The sequence below is a fragment of the Thermocrispum agreste DSM 44070 genome, assembly GCF_000427905.1.
Lineage (GTDB): Bacteria > Actinomycetota > Actinomycetes > Mycobacteriales > Pseudonocardiaceae > Thermocrispum > Thermocrispum agreste.
In genome coordinates this window covers 636,863-662,095 of record NZ_KE386603.1, presented here as the reverse complement: position 1 = coordinate 662,095, position 25,233 = coordinate 636,863, and the positions used below count along the sequence as shown (strand labels likewise).

Here is a 25,233-nt window from a genome sequence, read left to right as displayed (position 1 = left end):
GTGCAGCCCGTGACCGTCTTTCAGCTCGCCCTGTAACCGTAGTGCGTGAACGGCGGTTCAGACCTTCTCGAGATATTCCGCACGCTCGGGATCGACCAGTTCGCTCACCAGGTGGGACAGACCGGGGTGCCGGGCAAGCGTGGGGTCGTCGGCCACGATCAGCTGCGCTTCACGCCGGGCGCGCTCGATGAGGTCCTCGTCACGCAACAGCGACAACAGCTTCAGCGCCGACGGGCGGCCGGACTGGGCGGCGCCCAGGATGTCGCCCTCCCGCCGCAGTTCCAGGTCGTGGCGGGACAGTTCGAAGCCGTCCAGCGTCGACGCGACGATGTCCAGCCGTTGCCGCGCGACGGTCCCCTCCAGCGCATCGGTCACCAGCAGGCAGAGCCCGGGCACGTCGCCCCGGCCGACCCGGCCGCGGAGCTGATGCAGCTGGGAGATGCCGAACCGGTCGGCGTCCATGATCACCATCGCGGTGGCGTTCGGGACGTTCACCCCCACCTCGATCACGGTGGTGGACACCAGCACGTCGACATCGCCCGCCGAGAAAGCCCGCATCACGGCGTCCTTCTCGTCTGCGGGCATGCGCCCGTGCAGCACGCCGAGGCGTACCGACCGCAACGGGCCGGTACGCAGCTGCTCGGCCAGCTCGAGAACGGAAACCGGCTTCCTGCGGCCTTCTTCCTCCTCGGATTCCTCGTCGGCCACACCGACCGCGTCGACACCGTCGTCGCCGTCCTCGTCGTCCCCGATGCGGGAGCAGACCACGTAGCACTGGTGGCCCTTGGCAACTTCCTCGACCAGGCGCTCCCACACCCGCTTGACCCACGCGGGCTTCTCCCGGGCGGGCACGACGGTGGTGGAGATCGGCGAACGTCCCGCGGGCAACTGGCGCAGCATCGACACTTCCAGGTCCCCGTACACGGTCATGGCGACCGTGCGCGGGATCGGCGTTGCGGTCATGACCAGCACGTGCGGCGACGTCTCGCCCGTGCCGCGGCTGCGCAGCGCGTCACGCTGCTCCACCCCGAAGCGGTGCTGCTCGTCCACCACGACCAGTCCCAGATCGGCGAACGAGACCGACTCCTGGATCAACGCGTGGGTACCCACGACGATGCCCGCCGCCCCGCTGGCGGTGTCCAGCAGCGCCTGCTTGCGCTGCTTGGCCGTCATGGATCCGGTGAGCAGCACGACACGGGTGGCGTGCTCGGCGGCGCCGAGCTCACCGGCGATGCCCAGATCGCCCAGCATCTCGCGCAGCGACCGCGCGTGCTGGGCGGCCAGCACCTCGGTCGGCGCGAGCAGCGCCGCCTGCTTGCCCGCGTCGATGACCTGCGTCATCGCGCGCAACGCCACGACCGTCTTGCCGCTGCCGACCTCACCCTGCAACAGCCGGTTCATCGGATGATCGCGGGACAGGTCGGCCGAGATCACCTCGCCCACCTCGCGCTGGCCCTCGGTGAGCTCGAACGGCAGCCGGGCGTCGAACGCGTCCGCCAGCTTGCCCTTCACCGGCGGGCACGGCGGGGCGAGCCGGTGGCTCGCCGAGGCGCGGCGTTCGGCCAGCACCAGCTGCACCGCCATGGCCTCGTCCCACTTCAGGCGCTCGCGGGCCCGGTGGACGTCCTCCATCGCCTCCGGGCGGTGGATGCCGCGCAGCGCCTCGGCCAGCGTCGGCAGGCGGTACTTGCTGCGCAGCTGCTCGGGCAACGGGTCGTCGGCGATGTCCACCAGGTCCAGCACCTGCTGCACACAGCGGCCGATCACCCACGACGGCACGCCTTCGGCAGCCGGATACACCGGGATGATCTCGTTGACGAACTTGTCCACCGCTTCCGCGTCGGGGTCCTCCAGCAGCTGGTACTCGGGATGAGCCAGCTGCAGGTGCCTGCGGAACGCGCCGACCTTGCCTGCGAACAGCCCGATCGTGCCCGGCCGCAGCCTGCGCTCGTGGTAGGCGGTCTGGTTGAAGAACGCCAGCTGCAGCTGCCGGGTGCCGTCGGTGATGGTGACCTCGAGGATCTTGCCGCGCCGGTTGCGCATCGGCCGCTGGTGCGCCTTGATCACCCGGGCCATCACCGTGACGTGCTCGCCGATCTCCACGCCCGCGATGTCGGTCAGCTCGCCACGCTGGGCGTACCGGCGCGGGTAGTGCCGCAACAGCTCCCCCGCGGTGTGCAGGCCGAGCGCCTTGCCGAGCAGCTTGGCCGACTTGGCACCGACCAGCGTGGTCAGCGGCGTCCGCAGCGACTGCGTGGGGTCAGCGGTGGTCACTACTCCACTCCCAGGCTCAGCACGGAGTCGGTCTGCCCGCCGGGGTAGATGCTCAGCTCCACTTCCGGGTGCACCCGCGCCATGTGCTTGGTCACGGCTTCTGTCATACCCGCCGGGGCCGACGCTCCCAGCAGTACGGTGACCAGCTCCCCGCCGGAGGCGAGCAGCAGGTCCAGCAGCTCGGTGGCCGCCTCGGCCGGCGGCCGGTCCGCCGGGGCGATCAGCACCACCTCGTCGTCGGCGAAGCCGACGAGGTCGCCCGCGGCCACCCGCCCGACCCAGGTGATCGCGTCCTGCTCGGCGCGCTTGAGCTCACCGCGCCTGGTGGACGCCGCGGCCTCGGCCATGGCGACCACGTTGTCGCCGCTACGGCGTTCCGGGTCGTGCACCGCGATCGCGGCCAGCACCTGCACCGGGGAGGCGCACGGCACCACCACCACCTCGCCGCCGTGCTTCCTGGCCCGCTCGGCGGCGTCCTCGGCGAGGACGGTCAGCTCCCGGCTCGCGGCGAGCACCGTCACGTGGTCGGCGGCCAGCTCGTCGATGGCCTGCTCGACGACCTCCACGCTCACCGCGTGGCCGGCCCGCACGTCCAGCACCGTGACGCCTTCGTGCTGACACAGTTCGGCCAGCTCGGCTCCGCACACCACCGCCAGCACCGCGCTGCCGGATCGGTCCCGCGGCCGGGCGGCCCCGGTGAGCGACTCGACGCGCACCTGGTGCGGCTTGCCTGCACGCATTCCTGCTTCGATAGCTGCGCCGATGTCAGCGCAGTGGACGTGGACGGCGTACGTGCCCGCGCCGTTCGCAGCGATAGTCACGCTGTCGCCGATCGCGCTGAGATCCTCCTTCAGCGTCGTGACCGCGTCCTCGGTGGCCTCCTCGAGCAGGTACATGACCTCCCACGGCTGCTGGTCCTGCTCCGCCTCGGACGCGCGGGTGCCACCCCGGGGTGTGAACCGGAAGTCGCCGCGCGCCGGGCTCGGCCGCCCGCTCAGCACCGCGGCCAGCTCGTCGAGCACGGCCAGCAGTCCGCGGCCACCAGCGTCCACCACCCCGGCCTCGGCCAGCACGGCGAGCTGATCCGGGGTGCGGGCCAGCGCTTCGGCCGCTGCGTCGGCTGCTGCGGACGCGACGTCGGCGGGCACGGACGTGTCGGCTCGCCCGGCCGCTTCCGCGGCAGCGTGGAGCACGCTGAGCATCGTGCCCTCGACCGGGCGCACGACCGCCGAAGCCGCCGCACTGTCCGCGTTCTCGAACGCTTTCGCCAACCCGGACGCGTCGAGCTCCGGCCGGTCTCCGCAGGCCTCGGCGAGCCCGTGGACGAACTGGGAGAGGATCACCCCGGAGTTGCCCCGCGCGGCCGACACCGCCGCGTGCGCCATGGTCGCCAGCGCCGTGCCCACGCTCTCCCGGGCGCGATCGTCGGCGGCAAGCAGGGCGTCACGGGCCGCGGTGAAGGTGTGCAGCATGTTCGAACCGGTGTCGGAGTCGGCGACCGGGAAGACGTTCATCGCGTCGAGCTCCGCACACAGCCCCTGCAACGCGCGGACCGCGGCGTCCGCCCAGGCAGCGACGGCAGCGGCGGTGACCGCGGCTGGCCCACCCGTCGACACTCCGCGCTCCTTTCGGCCCCCGGTTCCGGCGACGTTCCTGCTACCAGCTACCCTATGTGAGCTGTCCGCGACCTGCGCGGATCATCCCCGTAGACGTAAGGAGTGTTCCGACGTGGCTGCCGTGTGCGACGTCTGTGGCAAGGGGCCGGGCTTCGGCAAGTCGGTCTCTCACTCTCACCGACGTCACAGCCGCCGGTGGAACCCGAACATCCAGACCGTGCACGCGCGCGTAGGCATCTCCCAGCGGAAGCGCCTCAACGTTTGCACGTCCTGCCTGAAGGCGGGCAAGGTCACCCGGTAGTTCGGGCCGCCAGGCTGACAAGATCTCGACAACGACAGATCCATCGGCGCCGCCGTCCTGACCCCAGGGCGGCGGCGTTGTCGTGTGGCACCCCAAAGCGGCGCGTGTGGCTCCCGGCTCCCTGCTGAAGCTGCGGCGCTCGCCTGAGCCGGCACGACGCCGGGGATCGAGGTCCGGCACTCGGTCAGCGGCCGGATCCCGCCCCGGCGCGCGGTTCCGCACGTACCGGACGGTCAGGGGAGCTTCCAGTCGATCGGCTCGGCCCCCTGCGCGACCAGCATCTCGTTGGCCCGGCTGAACGGCCGGGACCCGAAGAACCCGTTGTGCGCCGACAGCGGGCTCGGGTGCACCGACTCGATGCACCGCTCGGCGCCGATCAGCGGCTTGAGCTGGCGGGCGTTGCTGCCCCACAGGATGGCCACCAGCGGTTTCTGCCGGGCCGCCAGCGCCCGGATGGCCTGCTCGGTGATCTCCTCCCAGCCCTTGCCCTTGTGCGAGTTCGGAGCGTGCGGGCGCACCGTCAGCGCCCTGTTCAGCAGCAGCACGCCACGCTCGGCCCACGGTGTCAGGTCGCCGGTGGACGGCATCGGGTAGCCGAGGTCGTTGCAGTACTCGGTGAAGATGTTGATCAAGCTCTTGGGCAGCGGCTTGACGTCCGGGGCGACCGCGAAGCTCAGCCCGATCGGATGCCCCGGCGTCGGGTACGGGTCCTGCCCGACGATGAGCACCCGGACGTCGTCGAACGGCTGCTGGAAGGCACGCAGCACCTTGTCACCGGCGGGCAGGTAGGTACGCCCGGCGGCGATCTCCGCGCGCAGGAAGTCCCCCATCGCAGCGATGCGATCGGCCACCGGGGCCAGTGCCTTGGCCCACCCGGCTTCGACGATCTCGTGCAGCGGTCGTGGCGCCATGGTCCGACAGCCTAGCCAGCTCGCCGGGCCCGCCCGCACGGTCCCCGCCCCGGGTGATCGCAAGGCCGATCACGGCACGTGATGCCCTGCCCGCAGGCCGGGCAGCCGGGCAAGCGTGACCATCTGCCGTTGCCCGCTCACAGCAGCTTGCCGAAGCAGCGGGACCCCGGTTCACAGCGATAGATGCCGAACTTGGGAATCGGCCGGTACCCCAACGACGTGTACAGGCCGATCGCCTCCGGCTGCCGGGTCCCGGTCTCCAGCACCATGCGGCGCCGCCCGGCTTCTCTGGCGGACCGCTCGAGTTCGGCCACCATGGCACGAGCCAGTCCCCGGCCACGCGCCGCAGGCACGACGTACAGCCGCTTCATCTCGGCGTCGCCGGGCTGGAACTCCGGCTCCGGTCCGTCGTGCGCCCGCCACCCGCCGGACGCCACCGGAGCACCGTCCAGATAGCCGACCGCGAAATAGCCGCGCGGCGGGGCGAACTCGGCCGGATCCACCGGCGTGGCGTCCTCGTCGCCGTATCGCCGGACGTATTCCTGCTGGACCTCGGCGATCAGCTTCTGCGCATCCGGATGGTCGTAAGCCACGGCAACGATCTGCACACATCGAGCGTATCGGGCGGCACCGGTGCTCGGCGGAAGCGGAATCCGCCCGGTCACCGACGCCAGTGCTGCCAGCCAGGCTCGGCCACCTGGTACTCCTCGCCGTCCACGGTGACCGCGGGCTCGTCCTCGGCGGGTAGCACGGACCCGATCGCCCGCCATCCCTCGGGCAACGGGACGTCGGGCGGGAACGTCGCCGCCAGCGCGTGGTCCTCACCCCCGGTGAGCACCCAGTCCAGCGGCCTGACCCCGAGCGCGGCACCGACCTCGGCCAGCCGCCGGTCGATCTCCAGGCGGCCCGCTTCGACGTCGATCGACACCTCGGACGCTCGTGCGATGTGCGCGAGGTCGCCGAGCAGGCCGTCCGACACGTCGATCATCGCGGTGGCGCCTGCCGTGGCCGCCTTCGGTCCCTCCTGGTACGGCGGCTCCGGCCAGCGGTGCGCGTTGACCACGTTGACCGGGGAACGGAAGCCGCGCCCCAGCACCGCCAGGCCCGCCGCCGCCCAGCCCAGCCGTCCCGCCACGGCCAGCACGTCGCCCGGCTTGGCACCGGAACGGGTCACCGGGGCGCGGCCTTCCAGATCGCCGAGCGCCGTGACGCTGATGACGATCTGGTCCGCCGCGACCATGTCGCCGCCGACCAGCCCCGCCCCGGCCCGCTCGGCCTCTTCGCCCATCCCCTTGGCCAGGTCCATGGCGAACTGCGCGGGTGTCGACGCCGGGCAGGCGAGGCCGACCAGGACCGACGTCGGCCTCGCCCCCATCGCGGCCACGTCCGCCAGGTTCACCGCCACCGCCTTGCGGCCCACCTGTTCCGCCGTCGACCAGTCCAGCCGGAAGTGCACGCCCTGCACCAACACGTCCGTCGTGGCGACCACGCGGCCGTCCGCTGCCGTCACCACCGCCGCGTCGTCGCCGGGCCCGAGCTGCGTCGTCGCCGGTTGCCGACGGCCCGCGACCACGGCGCCGATCAGCGTGAATTCGCCCATGTCGGCGACCGTTCGTCCGCCCGGGCTGCGCTGCTGCACCGTAACCTCCTTGTATGACAAACAGTCGGACATCCGAGTGCCGGCTGCGGTAACTTTGCTGGGCCGGACGTCGTCGCTGACGTCGCCGGCCCTTATTGGACCTGAATCACAACGCAGGTGACGAAGGGGCGCGCCGTGGTCAACGCATACATCCTGATCCAGACCGAAGTCGGCAAGGCAGCGTCGGTGGCCGCCGAGATCGCCAAGATTCCCGGCGTGGCAAGCTCGGAGGACGTCACCGGCCCCTACGACGTCATCGTGCGGGCCGAAGCGGAGAACGTCGACGAACTGGGCAGGCTGGTGGTCGCTAAGGTGCAGAACGTCAACGGCATCACGCGGACGCTGACCTGCCCCGTGGTGCATCTGGAGAGCTGACCCTGGACCGGAAAGGCCGCGGTGAGTAGCCGAGCATCCTCCGACGAGCAACCGTCCCCTCCGGCATCGGCGACGGAATCGGCACTACCGCCGCGGCCGGTCCTCCTTGTCGCCGCGGGCCTGGCGATCGTGCTGGTCGCCGGGGTCGCGGTCGTCGGCCTGGTTTTCGGCGGCAGGCAGACACCCGCACGGCAGGCCGGCCCGCTGCCCGTGCCCGCGGTGAGCGCACCCGACGCCGGCAGGCCGGAGTGCGCCAGGCTGATGGCCGAGCTGCCGCCGACGGTGAAGTCGGCTGGGCGTCAGTTGCCGCGGCGAGAACTCGCCGACCCTGCTCCCCCGGCGACCGCCGCCTGGGGCACGTCGGAGCCGGTCGTGCTGCGCTGCGGCGTCGGCAAGCCGCGCGAGCTGAAGCCGACCTCGAAGCTGGTGGTGGTCGACGACGTGCAGTGGTTCCCGGTGGACAACACCGGCGCCACCACCTGGTACGTGGCAGGCAAGCCGGTGACGGTCGCCGTCACGGTGCCGGAGGGGGCAGGCACCGGAGTCGTGCAGGACCTCAGCAAAGCGGTCGCCGCGGCCATGCCGCGCTGACCCCGGCCGGCCTCAGCGCAGGCCGGTGCCGCGCGCCAACGCGGTTTCGATCAGCGTGGTCAGCAGGGTCGGGTAGTCCACGCCGGTGACTTCCCACATCTTCGGGTAAGCCGAGGTCGCGGTGAACCCGGGCATGGTGTTCAGCTCGTTGACCTTCACGTCGCCGTCCGGCCCGACGAAGAAGTCCACCCGGGCCAGGCCCGCGCAGTCCAGCGCCCGGAACGCACGCACGGCCATTGCCCGCACGCGCTCGATCACCTGGTCGTCCAGCTTCGCCGGGATGTCCAGCTCGGCGGTGTCCGTCAGGTACTTGGTCTCGAAGTCGTACCAGGCGTCCTTGTCGTCGGACACCACCCTGATCTCGGCGGGCAGCGACGCCTCGATGCGGCCGTCCGGGAACTCCAGAACGCCGCACTCCACCTCTCGTCCCACGATCGCCGCCTCGACCAGCACCTTCGGGTCGGTCCGGCGGGCCAGCGCGATCGCGTCGCCGAGCTGGTCCCAGTCGGTCACCTTGGTGATGCCCACCGACGACCCGGCGCGCGCGGGCTTGACGAACACCGGCAGCCCGAGCCGGTCGCGCTCGGCCTGCGGGAGCTTGTCCGCGTCCCTGGGCACCACGGCGTACTCGCCGATCGGCAGCCCCTCCGCGGCCAGCAGCTTCTTGGCGAACACCTTGTCCATGGACGCGGCGCTGGCCAGCACCCCGGAGCCGACGTAGGGCAGGTCGGCCATCTCCAGCAGCCCCTGGATGGTGCCGTCCTCACCGAACGCACCGTGCAGGACCGGGAACACCACGTCCACGCCGGCCAGCGCCTCGGTCTGCTTGCCGTGCAGCAGGACGAGCTCGCGCCGCCGCGCGTCGCCGGCCAGGATGATCTCCGCGCCGCTGGTCACCTCGGGCAGCTCGCGCCCCTTGATCCGCAGCGCCTCGGCGTCCGACGTGGTCAGCACCCAGCCACCGTCCGGTGTGATGCCGATCGGCACGACGTCGAACCGATCGCGATCCAGATTGCTCAGGATGCTGCCCGCGGACACGCAGGAGATGGTGTGCTCGGTGCTGCGGCCACCGAAGATCACGGCGACGCGGATCTTGCGCCCTCCCGTGGCGTCAAGCGGCCGGCTGGGTGGTTGTGCCATAGTCGCTGACCCTACCGCGCATCAACCGGACGCCGGTGGACCACCGGGGCTTCGCAACACGTCGATCACGGCCGGGATCGCCTCGTACAGCTCGGCGCGGGAGCAGCCCGCGTACCCGATCGCCACCCCGAACACCGTCGGCTCGGCGGCGAAGTGCCTGGCCAGGCCGTCCAGCAGGATCCCGCGCTCGGCCGCCGCGGCCAGCTTCTTCTGCTCCTCCTCCGGGGTGGCCATGGGCACCACCAGGTGCGCGCCCGCGTCGTCGCCGAGCACCGGGACACCGGCTTCGGTCAGCGCCGCCACCAGCCACTGCCGCCGCTCGGACAGTTCCCGCCGCACCCGGCGGAGATGTCTGCCCAGGTCGCCGTTGCGAGCGAAGGCCGTGAAGACACGCTGCCCGGCCGGGGAGGGACGGGTGCCGGTGCGTTCACGGTAGGCCAGCACCGCCTCGGCGACCGGAGGCGGCGCCACCATCCAGCCGACCCCGAGCGTCGGGGTGAGGATCTTGCTCGTGGTGCCCAGATGCACCACGACGTCCGGCGCCAGCGCGGCCAGCACCGGCAGCGGAGCCACGTCGAACCGCAGCTCGCCGTCGTAGTCGTCCTCGATGATCAGGAATCCGTCGGCGCGCGCCCTCTCCACCAGCGCCACTCGCCGGGCCGCGCTCATCCGCGTGCCCAGCGGGTACTGGTGGGCCGGGGAGCAGTACACCGCGGCGACGTCGCCGATTTCGTCCACCCGCACACCGTCGGAATCCACGCCGAGCGGCACCACCCGCACCCCGGCCGATCGCAACGCCTGCACCGCGCGCTGATAGCCGGGTTCCTCGACGGCGACGGTGTCCCCCGGCCGCAGCACCCCGAAGGCCAGCTCGGCCACCGCCGCGGTGGTGCCCGCCGTGGCCAGCACGGCGGACGGTGCGGCGTTGAGGCCGCGATGGCGCAGCAGCAGCTCGCTGATCGCCGCGCGGTAACCGGTCAGCCCGGCCCGATCGGTGCGCTGCGACGGCGGCTCGTCGGAGGCCGCCCGCCATGCGCGCCGCCATGCCGAGCGCTCGATCCCCTCCGCCCACGGCATGCCCGGCACCAGCTCCAGCAGGCCGGAGTCGACCGCGGCGTCCGGCGCGTTCTCGGCGTGCTGCGGCCGCCCGGACGGCGGCGTGGTGGTGACGTAGGTGCCCGAGCCGTGCCTGCCGACGATCCATCCCTCGGCGTGCAGCTGCTCGTAGGCGGCCGCGGTCACCGTTCTGCTGACCCCGAGGCGCTTGGCGAGCGCCCTGGTCGACGGCAGCCGGTCACCGCCGCGCAAGTGCCCCGAGGAGGCGGCGGTGCGCAGCGCGTCCGCGAGCTGTACGGCAAGCGGGGTGCGCGACTTTCGGTCCAGCGTCACCGGAAGTGTGGTCTCGCCCCGGCTGCCCAGTGCGGTCTCCGCCATCACCCCTCCCTAAGTGGACATCAGAAATTCTTGCAGATTGGACATTTCACCATGCCACTGCCTCGGCGAGGCTTTCCGGTATGAGCGCTGCACCGTTGTCGCCGACCCCACGGAGCACCCCGAATCGCACGAAGCATCGCACCGTGACCGACCGTGCCGCACTGTACGAAGTCCTCGACGCGGGCCTGGTCTGCCATCTCGGCATCGTGTTGGATTCCTCCCCGGTCGTCCTGCCCACCACCTACGGCCGGGAGGGCGACACGCTGTACCTGCACGGCTCCACCGGCGCGCGCAGCCTGCGTGCCGCGGCCAAGGGCGCCGACGTCTGCGTCGCGGTCACCCATGTCGACGGCATCGTCTACGCCCGCAGCCTGATGCACCACTCGATCAACTACCGCTCGGCCGTCATCCACGGCACGGCCACGCCGATCACCGAGCGTTCCGCCAAGCTGCACGCGCTGCGGGTGATCACCGACCACCTGGCTCCCGGCTCGTGGGGCTATGCCCGCGACGCGACCAACAAGGAGCTGGCCGCGGTCAGTGTCCTGGCCCTGCCGCTGGCCGAGGCGTCGGTGAAGATCCGGGCCACGTACCCGGGGGACGACCCGGAGGACGTCGAGGCCAACGCCGTGTGGGCGGGTGTCCTGCCGCTGGAGGTCGCCTTCGGCGCGCCGATACCGTCGCCGGACATGACCTCGCAGCTACCGGTGCCGCCGCACGTCACCGAGCGACGTCACCTGGAGAATCCACGGGCCTACGCCGCGGCCGTGCCTGCCGGGTGACGCAACGGGCCCGCTCAGCCTGCCGCTCCGTCGGCCCGGGCCGCGGCCGCATCCGCGGGGTAAGGGCGGATCGTCCGCCCGCCGTAGCGGTAGACGTGGATGCTCACCGCGGGGTCGACGCCTTTGTTACTGACCTGGTGGGCGTATCCGGGGCCGAACGCGCGGGTCTGGCCCGAGCGGAGCACGTTGATCTCCGGCGGGGCGTCCTGCACGGCGTTGCGCCGGAGCACGACCTCGGTCAGCTCGCCGTGCACCACGGTGAAGGCGCCGCTGGTGTCGCCGTGGTCGTGGCGTGGTGCGCCTTGCCCCGGCAGCCAGCTCATCAGCCAGATCTCGTCGGTGTCGGTGCGGTCGATCAGCACCGCGTACCGTTCGTCGGCGTCGTAGCGGAGCAGGTGGCGCCACCGGTCGCGGGACGCGGCGTAGGCCACGGCTACCCGGGCGGGGTGGCGGAGGGCGGACTTTTCCTGAGCGGCAACGGTATTGACAGGGACGGCGAACATCAGCTTCCTCACTCGGACTGCCTGGTGAACCGGAACGTTGCGGTCTACCGGCAGCAACAACACAGCGCGGCGCACACGCACATCGACATACGCGGCCAGGTCCTGCGCTGGTTCATGCCGCACACCCAATCAAGCCGCCGAAGAGCCGGTCAACCGGATCTCACGATGCGAGGCCGGAAGCCCCCGGAAGTGTTGACTTCGGTCCCCGCTGTCCCTACGACAGCAGGAGCAGTGCGTTGTGCAGCACGCCGCAACGGCGCAACGTGCGGCTCTGCCTGGCGGCGCCTGAGCCGAGGTGAGTGCTCGGGACGCGCATCTGGCGGCCCCGAGCCGGGTCTGTGGTACCGGCAGCCGATCCACGCGTGCGGCGCCTGATCCACAGCTCCGAGTCGTCCACAGGTGTGCTGACGAGCCGTTATCCGTCGGCTGCACAGGCACTAGACTCGAGCCGGGGTCGCCCCCCAGGGAGGGTGGGGGTTGCGATGGGGTTCGGTTACGAGCGGTTCGGCTGCCACCGGGCGCGATGATGCCGCGGCGACTGCCGGCCGTCGTCCATGCCCAGTCCCGACGTCGCGGTGCACCGTCGCGCTGAGGATTCAGTCCCACTCCGACTTGCGCGCCCTGCCCAGCAGCTCGGCGGCCAGTTCCGCCGGGTCCTTGCCGTCGTGGCACACCTGGTGCACGCCCTCGGTCAGCGGCATCTCCACGCCGTGCCTGCGCGCCAGGGCGAGGATCGACGAGCAGGACTTCACGCCCTCGGCCACCTGACCACCGGCGTGCCGCTGCGCTTCCTCCAGCGTCTCGCCCCTGGCCAGGCGTTCACCGAAGGTCCGGTTGCGCGACAGCGGAGACGTGCAGGTCGCCACCAGGTCGCCGAGGCCGGCCAGGCCGGCGAACGTCAGCGGATCCGCGCCGAGCTTCACGCCCAGCCGCACGATCTCGGCCAGGCCACGAGTGATCAGCGTGGCCATGGTGTTCGCGCCGTAGCCGAGCCCGGCCGCCATCCCGCAGCTGAGCGCGATGACGTTCTTGCCCGCACCGCCCAGTTCGCAGCCCACCACGTCGGTGTTGGTGTAGACCCGGAACGTGCCGCCCATGCAGGCCTTCTGGATCGCCACGGCCCGGTCGTGGTCGGCGCAGGCCACCACGGTCGCCGCGGGCTCGCCCTGGGCGATGGGCAGCGCCAAATTCGGCCCGGACACCACCACGACGTGGTCCTGCGGCACGCCGGTGACGTCCACGATCACTTCGCTCATCCGCTTGAGCGTGCCGAGCTCCACACCCTTGGCCAGGCTGACCAGCGGCACCCCGTCGGGCAGCAGCGTCCGCCAACGGGTCAGGTTCTCCCGTAGCGACTGGCTGGGCACCGCGAGCACCACCGCCTCGGCCCCGGCCAGCGCCTCGGCCGCGTCCGAGGTGGCGGTCAGCCGCTCGGGCAGCGTGATGTTCGGCAAGTACGCCGCGTTGGTGTGCTGCTCGGTGATCTCGTCGGCCACTTCCTTGCGCCGCGCCCACAGCACCACGTCCCGGCCCGCGTCGGCGAGCACTTTGGCGAACGTCGTGCCCCACGAGCCTGCACCGAGCACGGCGATGCGCTGCGGAACGGGCTCAGCCATGGGCGCCCTTGCCGTCGGCCTGGGTGTCCTCGCCGTGGGTGTCCTTGCCCGCGTGCGGGGGCGGCTGCTCCCCGCGCAGCTGACCGAGCAGCCGGGTGACCTCGGCCATGATGAACTCGGTCGCCTTCTGGTGCAGCTCCGGCGTGGGTTCCTGGCCCTTGAACGCCGACAGGTCGACCGGCTCGCCGACCAGGTACTTCACCGTCTTGCGCGGGAACGGCCGGATCTTCTTGTGGTACAGGTCGAGCAGGTCCCGGGTGCCCCACCTGGCGATCGGGACGACCGGCACGTCGTTGGCCAGGGCGAGCTTGGCCACGCCCGGGTAGGAGTTCTTCGGCCACCCGAGCGGGTCCTTGGTGATGGTCCCTTCCGGGTAGATCACGATCACCTTGCCGTCGCGCAGGGCCTGGTGGGCTTCCCGCAGCGCGTCCTTGGCCTGGGACGTGCCGCGGTAGACGGGAATGGAGCCGGCGCCACGCGCCATGCGGCCGAAGACCGGCGCGGTCATCACGCTGGCCTTGGCCAGAAAGCGCGGCACCCGGCCCTGCTTGTGGATGAACACCGCGTCGAAGACCGGGTCGGCGTGCGAGATGTGGTTCATCGCGATCACCGCCCCGCCGGTGCGCGGTATCCGCTCCGCGTGCTGCGCCTCGGTCCGGGCCAGGTAAGTCAGGGGATAGAACACCGACGCCAACGCGGCCACCCACGGGCCGCCCTTCTCCCGCTCTACCACCGCAGCCCCTCCTCGCGACTCGGTTGCCGACGCTATCAGCGAAGATAACTGCGTGGCAGTGGCTGTGAACCTGGTGGTCCCGCTGAAGCGGCTGACCGCGGCGAAATCCCGGCTCGCCGAGCGGGCCGGGAGCGGCGAGCTGCGGTCCGCCCTCGCCCTGGCCATGGCGATGGACACCGTCGCGGCCGCGCTGGCCACCCCCGCGGTCCGCCGGGTGCTGGTTGCCGCGGCCGACCCCACCGAGCTCGGCGCGCTGCGCGAACTCGGCGCGGAGGTGGTGTTCGACGGGGGCGAGTCGGGCCTCAACGCCGGCTTGCGTCATGTCGCACGCCAGGTGCGTGCGGAGGACCCGGACTGCGTCGTCGGCGCCCTGCAGGCCGATCTCCCCGCGCTGCGTCCCGACGACCTGGCCGCCGCCATCGCCGCCTCCGGTGCCCGCCGTGCGTTCTGCGCCGACCGGGCAGGCACCGGGACGACGTTGTTGCTGTCCGCCCCCGCCGGCGAGCTCGATCCGCACTTCGGGCCGGGCTCGGCCAGGGCGCACACCGAGTCCGGCGCGGCGCCGGTCGAACTGACGGTGCCGACATTGCGGGCGGACGTGGACACTCCGGATGATCTTGCTCACGTCCAGCTGCTGGGTGTCGGCGAGCACACGCGGGCGGCTCTGCAGACCCGCACCCGGGCGTGCTGACCCCCGGCATTCAGCGGATTCCCGGCCGCGACGCGGCCTCGCCCGGCACTGGCAGCCGAAGCGACCCCGTGGTGCGCGGAACAGCTCGTTCACCTGCTGTTCGCCCCAGGGCCGCCCGCGTTGCGGAACAATGACGGTGTGAGTGAAGTGACGCGAGCTCCGGCCGACGAGCAGGACCGCGCGCCCTCGCACGGCCTCGCGGCTCCCCCGGCGGTCACCCCGGCGCAGCGAGCGACCGAGCTGCCGGACGACCGGTACCTGAACCGGGAGATGTCCTGGCTGGACTTCAACGCCCGGGTGCTGGCGTTCGCCGAGGACGAGTCGCAGCCGCTGCTGGAACGGGCGAAATTCCTGGCCATCTTCGCCACCAACCTGGACGAGTTCTACATGGTGCGCGTCGCCGGGTTGAAGCGGCGCGACGAGACCGGGCTGAACGTGCGCAGCGCGGACGGGCTGTCGCCGAGGGAACAGCTCACCTACATCTCCAAGCGCAACCAGGAGTTGGTGGCGCGCCAGACCGCGGTGTTCAGGGAGCAAGTGCGTCCTGCACTGGAGAGCGCGGGCATCCGGTTCGTGCGCTGGGTCGATCTCACCGCCGACGACCGCGCCCGGCTGTCCCGGTACTTCAGCGACAACATCTTCCCGCTGCTGACGCCGCTGGCGGTGGACCCGGCGCACCCGTTCCCGTACATCTCCGGGTTGTCGCTCAACCTGGCCGTCACGGTCGCCGACCCGGAAAGCGGCATCGAACGGTTCGCTCGCGTCAAGGTGCCCAACAACGTGCCGCGGCTGATCCGGCTGGACCCCGACAACCGGCCGAACGCCACGTTCCTGCCGCTGGAAGAGCTCATCGCGGCGCACCTGGACGACCTGTTCACCGGCATGAAGGTGATCGAGCACCACGTCTTCCGGGTCACCCGCAACGCCGACTTCGAGGTGGAGGAGGACCGCGACGAGGACCTGCTGCAGGCGCTGGAGCGCGAGCTGGCCCAGCGCCGGTTCGGCCCGCCGGTGCGGCTGGAGATCGAGCAGGACATGAGCGATCACATGCTCGAGCTGCTGCTGCGCGAGCTGGAGGTGGATCCGCACGACGTGGTCTCGGTGCCCGGGCTGATCGACATGTCGTGCCTGTTCCAGCTGGCGGATCTGGACCGGCCGGACCTGAAGTACCCGCCGTTCGTGCCCGCCACCCACCCGGCGTTCGCCGAGCGGGAGACGCCGCGCAGCGTGTTCTCCACGCTGCGGGAGGGCGACGTGCTGGTGCACCACCCGTACGACTCGTTCTCCACCAGCGTGCAGCGATTCATCGAGCAGGCGGCCACCGACCCGAAGGTGCTGGCGATCAAGCAGACGCTGTATCGCACGTCGGGTGACTCGCCGATCGTCAACGCGCTGATCGACGCGGCCGAGGAAGGCAAGCAGGTGGTCGCGCTGGTGGAGATCAAAGCCCGGTTCGACGAGCAGGCCAACATCGCGTGGGCCCGCACGCTGGAGCGCGCCGGGGTGCACGTGGTCTACGGTCTGGTCGGGCTGAAGACGCACTGCAAGATCGCCATGGTGGTCCGGCAGGAGGGCAACCGGATCCGTCGCTACTGCCACATCGGCACCGGCAACTACAACCCCAAGACCGCGCGGTTCTACGAGGACATCGGGCTGCTGACCGCCGACGACGACGTCGGGTCCGATCTGACCGACCTGTTCAACGTGCTCACCGGCTACTCCCGGCAGGTCAGCTACCGCACCATCCTCACCGCGCCGCACGGCATCCGGCGCGGCATCCTGGAGCGGATCCGGCGGGAGATCGACCTGGCCGGGCAGGGCAAGCAGGCAGGTATCCGGCTCAAGCTCAACGCGCTGGTCGACGAGCAGATCATCGACGCGCTGTACCGGGCGTCGCAGGCCGGGGTGCCGGTGGACATCGTGGTGCGCGGGATCTGCGCGCTCAAGCCCGGCGTGCCGGGGTTGAGCGACAACATCCGGGTGCGCTCGATCCTCGGCCGGTTCCTGGAGCACTCGCGCATCATCAACTTCGTCGGCGCGGACGAGTACTGGATCGGCAGCGCGGACATGATGCACCGCAACCTCGACCGCCGGGTGGAGGTGCTGGTCAGGGTGCAGGACGCCCGGCTGACCGCGCAGCTGGACGACGTGCTCGAGTCCGCGCTGCACCCGGCCACCCGGTGCTGGGTGCTCGGACCGGACGGGGAATGGACCCCGTCGCCGGCGCCGGACGCCGAAGTGCGCGACCACCAGTTCGAACTGCTCGCCCAGCACCGAGGCGGCTGACCCGATGGGCGCACTGGTGGTGGCCTACCCGGAGCGGGCGGTCCAGGCTGCCGGGGCGGTGCTGTGGCGGCCGCGCGGCACGGATCGCGAGGTGGCGCTGGTGCACCGGCCGCGCTACGACGACTGGTCGCTCCCCAAGGGCAAGCTGGACGACGGCGAGACCGCTCCGGTGGCCGCAGCGCGCGAAGTCACCGAGGAGACCGGCAACGTGTGCACGCTCGGGCCGTTCGTGACCCAGGTCGGCTATCCGGTGGCCGGCGGGCACAAGGTGGTCGCCTACTACGCCGCGCGAGCGACAGCGGGCGAGTTCACCCCCAACGAGGAGGTCGACCGGCTGCGCTGGTGCACGCTGGAGCAGGCCCGCGAACTGGTGTCCTACGACGCCGACCGCGCGGTGCTAAACGCGTTCGGCAGCCTCGGCCCCGACGCGACCACGCTGCTGCTGGTCCGGCACGCGAAGGCGGGCAGCAGGGAGAACTGGAACGGCGACGACGACCTGCGCCCGCTGACCGCCGACGGTGAACGCCAGGCGAAGGCGCTGACCAGGCAGCTGTCGCTGTTCCGGCCGGACCGGGTGTATGCGGCTCCACGGCTGCGCTGCGTGCAGACCGTGCGCGCGGTGGCCGCCGAAGCCGACGTCGAGGTCGGCTACGAGCCGGCGCTGTCCGAGGACGCCTACCGGGAGTCCCCGCGAGAAGCCCTTGCCCGGCTGCGGCAGATCGCCGCCGCCAGCCGCACCCCCGTGGTGTGCAGCCAGGGCGGCGTGATCCCCGGCCTGCTGGCCGAGCTCGCCGGACAGGACGGCGTGGCATTCACCGACGTCCCGACCAAGAAGGGCTCGACATGGGTGATGACCTTCCGGCGCGCGACATCGCAGGACGGGACGGCGCCGCGGCTGGTGGCGGCGCACTACGTCCCACCGCCGCCGATCGACGGCTAGGCCGGGATGAGCCACATCCTGCCCGCGTCGGCGGCGGCTGCTGCCGGCCGAGCAGTGCACTGCCCGAGCCTTCGGCTGCGCCATCCACGCTCGCAGGCCCTCCACCGTGCTCCCGGCGCAGTACCCGAGCCACTGTCCGCGCCACCCGAGCCACTGTCCGCGCCAGCCGAGCCACGAGCCGCTCCAGCCGAAGCCCGAGCCGCGCTACCCGGGACCCGGACGCCAGGTCAGCGCGGCGTGGTGACCGGCATGTACGACGGCCGAGACGCCTCGAACTCGGCGATGGTGTCGGAGTGCCGGAGGGTGAGCGCGATGTCGTCCAGGCCCTCCAGCAGCCGCCAGCGGGTGTAGTCGTCGATGTCGAACGTGGTCAAAAAGTCCTTGCACTGGACGGTCTTCTCGTTCAGGTCGACCGTCACGTCGGTGCCCGGCTCGTTCTCCAGCAGCTTCCACAGCTGCTCGACGTCCGCCTGCTCGCACTGCGCGGTGAGCAGGCCCTGCTTGCCCGCGTTGCCGCGGAAGATGTCGGCGAACCGGGACGAGATCACCACCCGGAAGCCGTAGTCCATCAGGGCCCACACCGCGTGCTCGCGCGACGATCCTGTGCCGAAGTCCGGACCGGCGACCAGCACCGACCCGTTGCGGAACGGCTCCTGGTTGAGCACGAACGTCTCGTCGCTGCGCCATGCGGCGAACAGCCCGTCCTCGAAGCCGGTGCGGGTGACCCGCTTCAGGTAGACGGCCGGGATGATCTGGTCGGTGTCCACGTTGGACCGGCGCAGGGGAACCCCGACCCCGGTGTGCTTGCTGAACGGCTCCATGTCTGACTCTGCCTGCCTCTCCTGCTCGTGGTGGACCCGCGCGTCACAGGTCTTCCGGCGACGACAGCGTGCCGCGCACCGCGGTCGCCGCGGCGACCAGCGGCGACACCAGGTGGGTGCGGCCGCCCTTGCCCTGCCTGCCTTCGAAGTTGCGGTTCGACGTCGACGCGCTGCGCTCCCCCGGCTTGAGCTGGTCGGGGTTCATGCCGAGGCACATCGAGCAGCCCGCGGCGCGCCACTCCGCACCCGCCTCCTTGAAGACCTTGTCCAGGCCTTCTTCCTCGGCCGCCTTGCGCACCCGCATGGAGCCGGGGACGACCAGCATCCGTACCCCGTCGGCCACCTTGCGGCCGGCCAGCACCTCGGCGGCCGCGCGCAGGTCCTCCAGCCGCCCGTTGGTGCACGAGCCGAGGAACACCGTGTCCACCTTGATGTCGCGCAGCGGCGTTCCCGGCTTGAGGTCCATGTAGGCCAGTGCCTTCTCGGCGGCCAGCCGCTCGGTCTCGTCGGCGAAGTCCGCCGGGTCCGGCACCCGCTCGCTCAGCGGCAGGCCCTGGCCGGGGTTGGTGCCCCAGGTGACGTACGGGGTCAGCTCGTCGGCGTTCAGATCGACCTCGGCGTCGAACACCGCGTCGTCGTCGCTGCGCAGCTGGCGCCAGGCCGCCACCGCCTTGTCCCACTCGGCGCCCTGCGGGGCGTGCGGACGGCCCTTGAGGTAGGCGAACGTCGTCTCGTCCGGGGCGATCATGCCTGCCCGCGCGCCCGCCTCGATCGACATGTTGCAGATGGTCATGCGGGCTTCCATGGACAGCGCCTCGATGGCCTCGCCGCGGTACTCCAGCACGTAGCCCTGGCCGCCGCCGGTGCCGATCTTGGCGATGATGGCCAGGATGATGTCCTTGGCCGTCACGCCGGGGCGCAGCTTGCCGCTGACGTTGATGGCCATCGTCTTGAACCGGCGCAGCGGCAGCGTCTGGGTGGCCAGCACGTGCTCCACTTCGGAAGTCCCGATACCGAACGCCATCGCGCCGAACGCGCCGTGCGTCGAGGTGTGCGAGTCGCCGCACACCACGGTCATGCCGGGCTGGGTGAGGCCGAGCTGCGGGCCCATGACGTGCACGATGCCCTGCTCGTCGTCACCCATCGGGTGCAGCCGGATGCCGAACTCCGCGCAGTTCTTGCGCAACGTCTCCACCTGGGTACGGGAGACGGGGTCGGCGATCGGCAGCTCGATGCCGATCGTGGGCACGTTGTGGTCCTCGGTGGCGATGGTGAGGTCGGGCCGCCGAACCTTGCGGCCGGCCAGCCGCAGCCCGTCGAACGCCTGGGGGCTGGTCACCTCGTGCACCAGGTGCAAATCGATGTAGAGCAGGTCCGGTTCGGCGCCTTTGCCGCGACGCACCACGTGCGCGTCCCAGACCTTCTCCGCAAGTGTCTTACCCATGGCCGGACCCATTTCCCAGTATCTGGACTTCCCAATATTCGAGACGCTAGTATCGCGCTGTGGGACAGGATACCTCGACTGCACCGTCGTCCGGCATCGGCGTCCTCGACAAGGCGGTCGCCGTGCTCCAGGCCGTGGCGACCGAGCCGTGCGGCCTGGCCGATCTGTGTGCCCGCACCGGCCTGCCGCGGGCGACCGCGCACCGGCTGGCCGTCGGGCTGGAAACCCATCGCCTGCTGCGCCGCGGCCCGGACGGCCGGTGGCGCCCGGGCACCGCGCTGGCCGAGCTGGCGGGCGGGTCGACCGATCCGCTGCTGGACGCGGCGAGCTCGGTGCTGCCCAAGCTGCGCGACATCACCGGGGAAAGCGTTCAGCTCTACCGGCGCGACGGCATGCAGCGGGTCTGCATCGCCACCGCCGAACCGCCGAGCGGGCTGCGGGACACCGTCCCGGTCGGCTCCCGGCTGCCCATGACGGCCGGGTCCGGCGCCAAGGTGCTGGCGGCGTGGGCGGATCCGCAGACGCAGCGCGCCATCCTGGCGGACGCCGTGTTCGGGGAGCGCACGCTGCTGGAGGTGCGCCGCCGCGGTTGGGCGCAGAGCGTCGCCGAGCGCGAGCCCGGCGTCGCCAGCGTGTCCGCTCCGGTCAAGGACTCCACCGGCAACGTGGTCGCCGCGGTGTCGGTCTCCGGGCCGATCGAGCGGATCGGGCGCAAACCCGGCGTGCGGTGGGCCGCGGATCTGCTGGCCGCGGCGGATGCGTTGACCGAACGGCTGTGATCGTCGTGCCTGCGTGTCAGCGAGCGTGCGGTTGACTACGCTCGCCGGAATGGCGAGGTACTACGACGTGCACCCGGTCAACCCGCAGCCGAGGGCCATCGCCCAGGCGGTCGCCACGTTGCGGGACGGCGGCCTGATCGCCTATCCCACCGACTCGTGCTACGCGCTGGGGTGCGCGATCGGCAACCGGCAGGGACTGGAGCGCATCAAGGACATCCGCAAGCTCGACCATCGGCACCACTACACGCTGGTCTGCGCCGATTTCGCCCAGCTCGGGCAGTTCGTGGTGCTGGACAACCGGGTGTTCCGGGCCATCAAGGCGGCCACGCCCGGCCAGTACACGTTCATCCTGCCCGCCACCAAGGAAGTGCCGCGCCAGCTGATGAACGCCAAGAAACGCACCGTGGGCGTGCGCATCCCGCAGCACACCGTGGTACAGGCGCTGCTGGCGGAGCTGGGCGAGCCGATCCTGTCGAGCACGCTGCTGCTGCCGGACACGCCGGAGCCGATGACGCAGGGATGGGAGATCAAGGAACGGCTCGATCACCTGGTCGACGTGGTGATCGATTCCGGCGAGTGCGGCACCGAGCCGACCACGGTGGTCGACTTCTCCACCGGTGAGCCGGAGATCGTCCGCTACGGGGCGGGTGATCCGACCAGATTCGAGTGAGGAATGGGCTGGCAGTTCTGGGTCGATCGAGGCGGAACGTTCACCGACATCGTCGCGCGCACTCCCGGCGGCGACATCCGCACCCACAAGTTGCTGTCGCAGGATCCCCGGTACCCGGATGCCGCGGTCGAGGGCATCCGGCAGCTGCTGAGCGAGGCGGGCGCCACCAGCTCGGCGGGTACCGGCAGCACGGCGGACATCGACGCGGTGCGCATGGGCACCACGGTGGCCACCAACGCGCTGCTGGAGCGCACCGGTGCGCCGACGGTGCTGGTGATCACCAAGGGCTTCGCCGACGCCTTGCGCATCGCGTACCAGAACCGCCCGCGCATCTTCGACCGGCAGATCACCCTGCCCAGCGCGCTGTACTCGAGGGTGATCGAGGTCGACGAGCGCGTCACCGCCGGTGGAGAGGTGCTGCGCGAGCCGGACCTGACCGCGCTGGAACCCGAACTCCGCGACGCGTACCGGGCGGGCTTCCGCGCAGTGGCCGTGGCGTGCCTGCACAGCTACCAGTTCCCGGAGCACGAGCGCATGATCGGCGACCTGGCGCGCGAGATCGGGTTCACCCAGGTCTCGCTGTCCGCCGAGGCCAGTCCGCTGCTCAAGCTCGTGCCGCGCGGCGACACCGCGGTGGCCGACGCCTACCTCTCCCCCGTGCTGCGCCGCTACGTCGACCAGGTGGCCGCCCAGCTGCCGGACACCGACCTGCAGTTCATGCAGTCCAACGGCGGCCTGGCCGAGGCCGGGCACTTCCGCGGCAAGGACGCCGTGCTGTCCGGGCCGGCCGGAGGCATCGTCGGCATGGTGCGGATGTCGCAGGCCGCCGGGTTCGACCGGGTGATCGGTTTCGACATGGGCGGCACGTCCACCGACGTCTCGCACTACGCGGGCGAGTTCGAGCGGGTGTTCACCACCGTGGTGGGCGGGGTGCGGCTGCGCGCCCCGATGCTGGACATCCACACCGTCGCGGCAGGCGGTGGGTCGATCCTGCACTTCGACGGCAGCAGGTACCGGGTCGGCCCCGACTCGGCGGGTGCCGACCCCGGCCCGGCCTGCTACCGGCGCGGCGGGCCGTTGACGGTCACCGACGCCAACGTGATGCTCGGCCGGATCCAGCCGGACCACTTCCCGCACGTGTTCGGCGCCGACGGCACCGAGCCGCTCGACGCGGACGGAGTGCGGAAGCGGTTCGCCGAGCTGGCGGCCGAGATCCGCGCCGCCACCGGGGACGATCGCACTCCCGAGGAGGTCGCCGAAGGTTTCCGGCAGATCGCGGTCGCCAACATGGCCAACGCGGTCAAGAAGATCTCCGTGCAGAAGGGCCACGACGTGACCCGCTACGCGCTGACCACCTTCGGCGGCGCGGGAGGCCAGCACGCCTGTGCCGTGGCGGACGCCCTGGGCATCCGCACCGTCCTGGTGCCGCCGATGGCCGGCGTGTTGTCGGCGCTGGGCATCGGCCTGGCGGATCTGACCGCCATACGCCAGCGCTCCGTCGAGGTGGCGGTGACCGGCGAAGGCGTGGCCAGGGCGGCCGAAGTGGCCGAGGAGCTGGCCGAGAAGGCCATCGCCGAACTCGGCAAGCACCAGGGCGACGTCGACGTGACCCGCCGCGCGCACCTGCGTTACGACGGCACCGACACGACGGTGGCTGTCCAGCTGGGCTCGGCGGACGGCATGACGGCGGAGTTCGAACGCCTGCACAAGGCCCAGTTCTCCTTCCTGATGGACCGCCCGCTGATCATCGAGGCGGTGTCGGTCGAGGCCACCGCACGGTCGGCCGAGGCCACGCTTCCCACGGTGCAGCGCACCGAACCTGCGGCGCCGATCGGGACCGTGCGGCTGTATGCCGACGGTTGGCACGACGCACGGCTGTACCAGCGGGAATCACTGGCGGTGGATCAGGTCGTCGAAGGCCCGGCGATCATCACCGAGGCCAACAGCACCACGGTGGTCGATCCGGGCTGGCGTGCGCGCTGCATCGAGCAGGGCCACCTCGTCGTCGAGCGGGTCCGCACGCAGGAATCCGCCGAAGTCGGCACCGAGGCCGACCCGGTGCTGCTGGAGATCTTCAACAACCTGTTCATGTCGATCGCCGAGCAAATGGGCGTCGCGCTGGAGTCGACCGCGCAGTCGGTGAACATCAAGGAGCGGCTGGACTTCTCGTGCGCGCTGTTCGACCCGGACGGGCACTTGATCGCCAACGCCCCGCACATCCCGGTCCATCTCGGCTCGATGGGCACCAGCGTGCAGGAGGTCATCCGGCGCCGCGCGGGCGACATGCGGCCTGGTGACGTCTATGCGGTCAACGACCCGTACCACGGCGGGACGCATCTGCCGGACGTCACGGTCATCACCCCGGTGTTCGCCTCCGACGATCCGCACGATCCCGGGGAGATCCTCTTCTACGTCGCCTCCCGCGGGCATCACGCCGAGATCGGCGGACTGACCCCCGGGTCGATGCCCGCCAGCAGCACGCACATCGACCACGAAGGTGTGCTGTTCGACAACTGGCTGCTGGCCCGTGACGGCCGGTTCCGTGAGGAAGAGACCCGCAAGCTGCTGACGTCCGCCCGCTATCCGAGCCGCGACCCGGACACCAACCTGGCCGACCTGCGCGCGCAGATCGCGGCCAACGCCAAGGGCGTGGCCGAAGTCCGGGCCATGATCGACCACTTCGGGCTGGACGTGGTCCAGGCCTACATGCGGCACGTGCAGGACAACGCCGAGGAAGCCGTCCGCCGGGTGATCGACCGGCTGCACGACGGCGAGTACCGCTACGAGATGGACTCGGGCGCGGTCATCGCCGTGCGCGTCACCGTCGACCGGGCCAACCGATCGGCCGAGATCGACTTCACCGGCACCAGCCCGCAGCTGACGAGCAACTTCAACGCGCCGACGGCCGTGGTGAAGGCGGCGGTGCTGTACGTGTTCCGCACGCTGGTGGCCGACGACATCCCGCTCAACGACGGATGCCTGCGGCCGCTGCGGGTGATCGTCCCGCCCGGCAGCATGCTGGCCCCGGAGTATCCGGCAGCCGTGGTGGCGGGCAACGTGGAGACGTCCCAGGCCATCACCGGTGCGCTCTACGCGGCGCTGGGCGTGCAGGCCGAGGGATCCGGAACCATGAACAACGTGACGTTCGGCAACGACCGCCACCAGTACTACGAGACGCTGGCTTCCGGCTCAGGGGCAGGACCCGGCTACCACGGGGCCGACGCGGTGCAGACCCACATGACCAACTCCCGGCTGACCGACCCGGAGGTGCTGGAGCACCGGCTGCCGGTCCTGGTCGACGGCTTCGCGATCCGCCGTGGCTCCGGTGGTGCGGGCAAGTGGCGTGGCGGCAACGGCGTGATCCGCAGGCTGCGGTTCACCGAGCCGGTCACGGTCAGCACCCTGACCGGGCATCGCCGGGTGCCGCCGTACGGGATGGCAGGCGGCCGCCCCGGCGCCTTGGGCCGCAACTACGTCGTCCGGACCGACGGATCCGTGGACGAGCTGCCCGGCTGCGGCTCCGCCGACCTGGCACCCGGCGACGTGCTGGTGATCGAGACGCCGGGCGGTGGCGGGTACGGCCCACCTCAGGAAGCGGACACCGAGAAGTGACGCGGCACGGTGGCGTCGCCCGGCCCGTGGCACCGACATGAGTGAACCGCTCGACCCAGCCGACGGCAACGCCGC

The 25,233-nt window shown here is 71.2% G+C and carries 22 protein-coding genes; 10 read left to right on the top strand and 12 right to left on the bottom strand.

What is annotated here, in order from left to right; genetic code table 11:
• Positions 1-57 precede the first annotated feature (57 nt).
• Positions 58-2,274 carry an ATP-dependent DNA helicase RecG gene (gene recG, locus YWY_RS0113160; RefSeq protein ID WP_084609237.1) on the bottom strand — a complete coding sequence of 739 codons (2,217 nt, stop codon included), beginning with the start codon at positions 2,272-2,274 and terminating at the stop codon, positions 58-60.
• Positions 2,274-3,890: a DAK2 domain-containing protein gene (locus YWY_RS0113155; protein ID WP_028847979.1), complete on the bottom strand. Its 1,617-nt coding sequence runs from the start codon at positions 3,888-3,890 to the stop codon at positions 2,274-2,276. Before YWY_RS0113155 ends, recG begins: the two co-directional genes overlap by 1 nt.
• A gap of 112 nt (positions 3,891-4,002) precedes the next feature.
• Here YWY_RS0113155 and rpmB point away from each other — a divergent pair, with 112 nt between their 5' ends.
• Complete coding sequence (gene rpmB / locus YWY_RS23755; protein WP_084609236.1) at positions 4,003-4,191, top strand: 50S ribosomal protein L28; 189 nt, start codon at positions 4,003-4,005, stop codon at positions 4,189-4,191.
• Between the two features lie 233 nt (positions 4,192-4,424).
• Here rpmB and YWY_RS0113145 read toward each other — a convergent pair whose 3' ends face one another.
• The 3 genes from YWY_RS0113145 to YWY_RS0113135 form a co-directional block, all read right to left on the bottom strand.
• On the bottom strand, positions 4,425-5,102 hold the full coding sequence (locus YWY_RS0113145; protein WP_028847978.1) for a uracil-DNA glycosylase: 678 nt from the start codon (positions 5,100-5,102) through the stop codon (positions 4,425-4,427).
• A gap of 137 nt (positions 5,103-5,239) precedes the next feature.
• Positions 5,240-5,710: a GNAT family N-acetyltransferase gene (locus YWY_RS0113140; RefSeq protein ID WP_028847977.1), complete on the bottom strand. Its 471-nt coding sequence runs from the start codon at positions 5,708-5,710 to the stop codon at positions 5,240-5,242.
• A 53-nt stretch (positions 5,711-5,763) separates the two neighbouring features.
• Positions 5,764-6,741: a thiamine-phosphate kinase gene (locus YWY_RS0113135; RefSeq protein WP_281168989.1), complete on the bottom strand. Its 978-nt coding sequence runs from the start codon at positions 6,739-6,741 to the stop codon at positions 5,764-5,766.
• Between the two features lie 135 nt (positions 6,742-6,876).
• Here YWY_RS0113135 and YWY_RS0113130 point away from each other — a divergent pair, with 135 nt between their 5' ends.
• Together YWY_RS0113130 and YWY_RS21910 are read left to right on the top strand one after the other, a co-directional pair.
• Positions 6,877-7,116 (top strand): Lrp/AsnC family transcriptional regulator, encoded by a 240-nt coding sequence (locus YWY_RS0113130; protein WP_028847975.1) that lies wholly within the window; start codon positions 6,877-6,879, stop codon positions 7,114-7,116.
• A 21-nt stretch (positions 7,117-7,137) separates the two neighbouring features.
• Positions 7,138-7,707 carry a DUF3515 domain-containing protein gene (locus YWY_RS21910; protein ID WP_084609235.1) on the top strand — a complete coding sequence of 190 codons (570 nt, stop codon included), beginning with the start codon at positions 7,138-7,140 and terminating at the stop codon, positions 7,705-7,707.
• Between the two features lie 12 nt (positions 7,708-7,719).
• On the opposite strand, the gene YWY_RS0113120 is transcribed toward YWY_RS21910, so the two are convergent.
• The gene (locus YWY_RS0113120; protein WP_051310208.1) at positions 7,720-8,847 is read right to left on the bottom strand and encodes a D-alanine--D-alanine ligase family protein; all 1,128 of its coding nucleotides are present in this window, start codon (positions 8,845-8,847) and stop codon (positions 7,720-7,722) included.
• Positions 8,848-8,868: 21 nt separating this feature from the next.
• Positions 8,869-10,281, bottom strand: a complete 1,413-nt coding sequence (gene pdxR, locus YWY_RS0113115; RefSeq protein ID WP_038045061.1) for a MocR-like pyridoxine biosynthesis transcription factor PdxR — start codon at positions 10,279-10,281, stop codon at positions 8,869-8,871.
• Positions 10,282-10,361: 80 nt separating this feature from the next.
• On the opposite strand from pdxR, the gene YWY_RS21905 reads away from it, so the two are divergent.
• The gene (locus YWY_RS21905; RefSeq protein ID WP_051310207.1) at positions 10,362-11,063 is read left to right on the top strand and encodes a pyridoxamine 5'-phosphate oxidase family protein; all 702 of its coding nucleotides are present in this window, start codon (positions 10,362-10,364) and stop codon (positions 11,061-11,063) included.
• A gap of 14 nt (positions 11,064-11,077) precedes the next feature.
• On the opposite strand, the gene YWY_RS0113105 is transcribed toward YWY_RS21905, so the two are convergent.
• The 3 genes from YWY_RS0113105 to YWY_RS21900 form a co-directional block, all read right to left on the bottom strand.
• Entirely contained in the window at positions 11,078-11,566 is a 489-nt protein-coding gene (locus YWY_RS0113105) for a cysteine dioxygenase (RefSeq protein ID WP_028847972.1), read from the bottom strand.
• Between the two features lie 596 nt (positions 11,567-12,162).
• Complete coding sequence (locus YWY_RS0113100; protein WP_028847971.1) at positions 12,163-13,182, bottom strand: NAD(P)H-dependent glycerol-3-phosphate dehydrogenase; 1,020 nt, start codon at positions 13,180-13,182, stop codon at positions 12,163-12,165.
• A complete protein-coding gene (locus YWY_RS21900; RefSeq protein ID WP_038045060.1) occupies positions 13,175-13,915 on the bottom strand; it encodes a lysophospholipid acyltransferase family protein in 741 nt (246 codons plus the stop codon). The genes YWY_RS0113100 and YWY_RS21900 overlap by 8 nt, the downstream gene beginning before the upstream one ends.
• A 52-nt stretch (positions 13,916-13,967) precedes the next feature.
• Between YWY_RS21900 and cofC the strand changes: the two genes are divergently transcribed.
• The 3 genes from cofC to YWY_RS0113080 all read left to right on the top strand — a co-directional run bounded on the left by cofC (position 13,968) and on the right by YWY_RS0113080 (position 17,832).
• Positions 13,968-14,606, top strand: coding sequence for a 2-phospho-L-lactate guanylyltransferase (cofC, locus tag YWY_RS0113090; protein ID WP_342665116.1), 639 nt, complete (start codon positions 13,968-13,970; stop codon positions 14,604-14,606).
• Positions 14,607-14,753: 147 nt separating this feature from the next.
• Positions 14,754-16,892, top strand: coding sequence for an RNA degradosome polyphosphate kinase (locus YWY_RS0113085; protein WP_245566688.1), 2,139 nt, complete (start codon positions 14,754-14,756; stop codon positions 16,890-16,892).
• Positions 16,893-16,896: 4 nt separating this feature from the next.
• On the top strand, positions 16,897-17,832 hold the full coding sequence (locus tag YWY_RS0113080) for an NUDIX hydrolase (protein WP_038045059.1): 936 nt from the start codon (positions 16,897-16,899) through the stop codon (positions 17,830-17,832).
• Positions 17,833-18,059: 227 nt separating this feature from the next.
• On the opposite strand, the gene leuD is transcribed toward YWY_RS0113080, so the two are convergent.
• Positions 18,060-18,653: a 3-isopropylmalate dehydratase small subunit gene (gene leuD / locus YWY_RS0113075; protein ID WP_028847967.1), complete on the bottom strand. Its 594-nt coding sequence runs from the start codon at positions 18,651-18,653 to the stop codon at positions 18,060-18,062.
• Between the two features lie 43 nt (positions 18,654-18,696).
• Positions 18,697-20,097 carry a 3-isopropylmalate dehydratase large subunit gene (leuC, locus tag YWY_RS0113070; RefSeq protein ID WP_156899233.1) on the bottom strand — a complete coding sequence of 467 codons (1,401 nt, stop codon included), beginning with the start codon at positions 20,095-20,097 and terminating at the stop codon, positions 18,697-18,699.
• 59 nt (positions 20,098-20,156) lie between these two features.
• Between leuC and YWY_RS0113065 the strand changes: the two genes are divergently transcribed.
• The 3 genes from YWY_RS0113065 to YWY_RS0113055 are packed head-to-tail and all read left to right on the top strand — an operon-like array spanning position 20,157 to position 25,158.
• Positions 20,157-20,876: an IclR family transcriptional regulator gene (locus YWY_RS0113065; RefSeq protein ID WP_051310205.1), complete on the top strand. Its 720-nt coding sequence runs from the start codon at positions 20,157-20,159 to the stop codon at positions 20,874-20,876.
• 49 nt (positions 20,877-20,925) lie between these two features.
• Entirely contained in the window at positions 20,926-21,546 is a 621-nt protein-coding gene (locus tag YWY_RS0113060; RefSeq protein WP_028847964.1) for an L-threonylcarbamoyladenylate synthase, read from the top strand.
• Between the two features lie 3 nt (positions 21,547-21,549).
• A complete protein-coding gene (locus YWY_RS0113055) occupies positions 21,550-25,158 on the top strand; it encodes a hydantoinase B/oxoprolinase family protein (RefSeq protein WP_028847963.1) in 3,609 nt (1,202 codons plus the stop codon).
• Positions 25,159-25,233 lie beyond the last annotated feature (75 nt).

Excerpts from the sequence above, each read along its gene's own strand:
- YWY_RS0113145 (WP_028847978.1), bottom strand. The coding sequence starts at position 5,102 with ATGGCGCCACGACCGCTGCACGAGATCGTCGAAGCCGGGTGGGCCAAG.
- YWY_RS0113120 (WP_051310208.1), bottom strand. The coding sequence starts at position 8,847 with ATGGCACAACCACCCAGCCGGCCGCTTGACGCCACGGGAGGGCGCAAG.
- pdxR (WP_038045061.1), bottom strand. The coding sequence starts at position 10,281 with ATGGCGGAGACCGCACTGGGCAGCCGGGGCGAGACCACACTTCCGGTG.
- YWY_RS21905 (WP_051310207.1), top strand. The coding sequence starts at position 10,362 with ATGAGCGCTGCACCGTTGTCGCCGACCCCACGGAGCACCCCGAATCGC.
- YWY_RS0113105 (WP_028847972.1), bottom strand. The coding sequence starts at position 11,566 with ATGTTCGCCGTCCCTGTCAATACCGTTGCCGCTCAGGAAAAGTCCGCC.
- YWY_RS0113100 (WP_028847971.1), bottom strand. The coding sequence starts at position 13,182 with ATGGCTGAGCCCGTTCCGCAGCGCATCGCCGTGCTCGGTGCAGGCTCG.
- YWY_RS0113080 (WP_038045059.1), top strand. The coding sequence starts at position 16,897 with ATGGGCGCACTGGTGGTGGCCTACCCGGAGCGGGCGGTCCAGGCTGCC.
- leuD (WP_028847967.1), bottom strand. The coding sequence starts at position 18,653 with ATGGAGCCGTTCAGCAAGCACACCGGGGTCGGGGTTCCCCTGCGCCGG.
- leuC (WP_156899233.1), bottom strand. The coding sequence starts at position 20,097 with ATGGGTAAGACACTTGCGGAGAAGGTCTGGGACGCGCACGTGGTGCGT.
- YWY_RS0113060 (WP_028847964.1), top strand. The coding sequence starts at position 20,926 with ATGGCGAGGTACTACGACGTGCACCCGGTCAACCCGCAGCCGAGGGCC.
- YWY_RS0113055 (WP_028847963.1), top strand. The coding sequence starts at position 21,550 with ATGGGCTGGCAGTTCTGGGTCGATCGAGGCGGAACGTTCACCGACATC.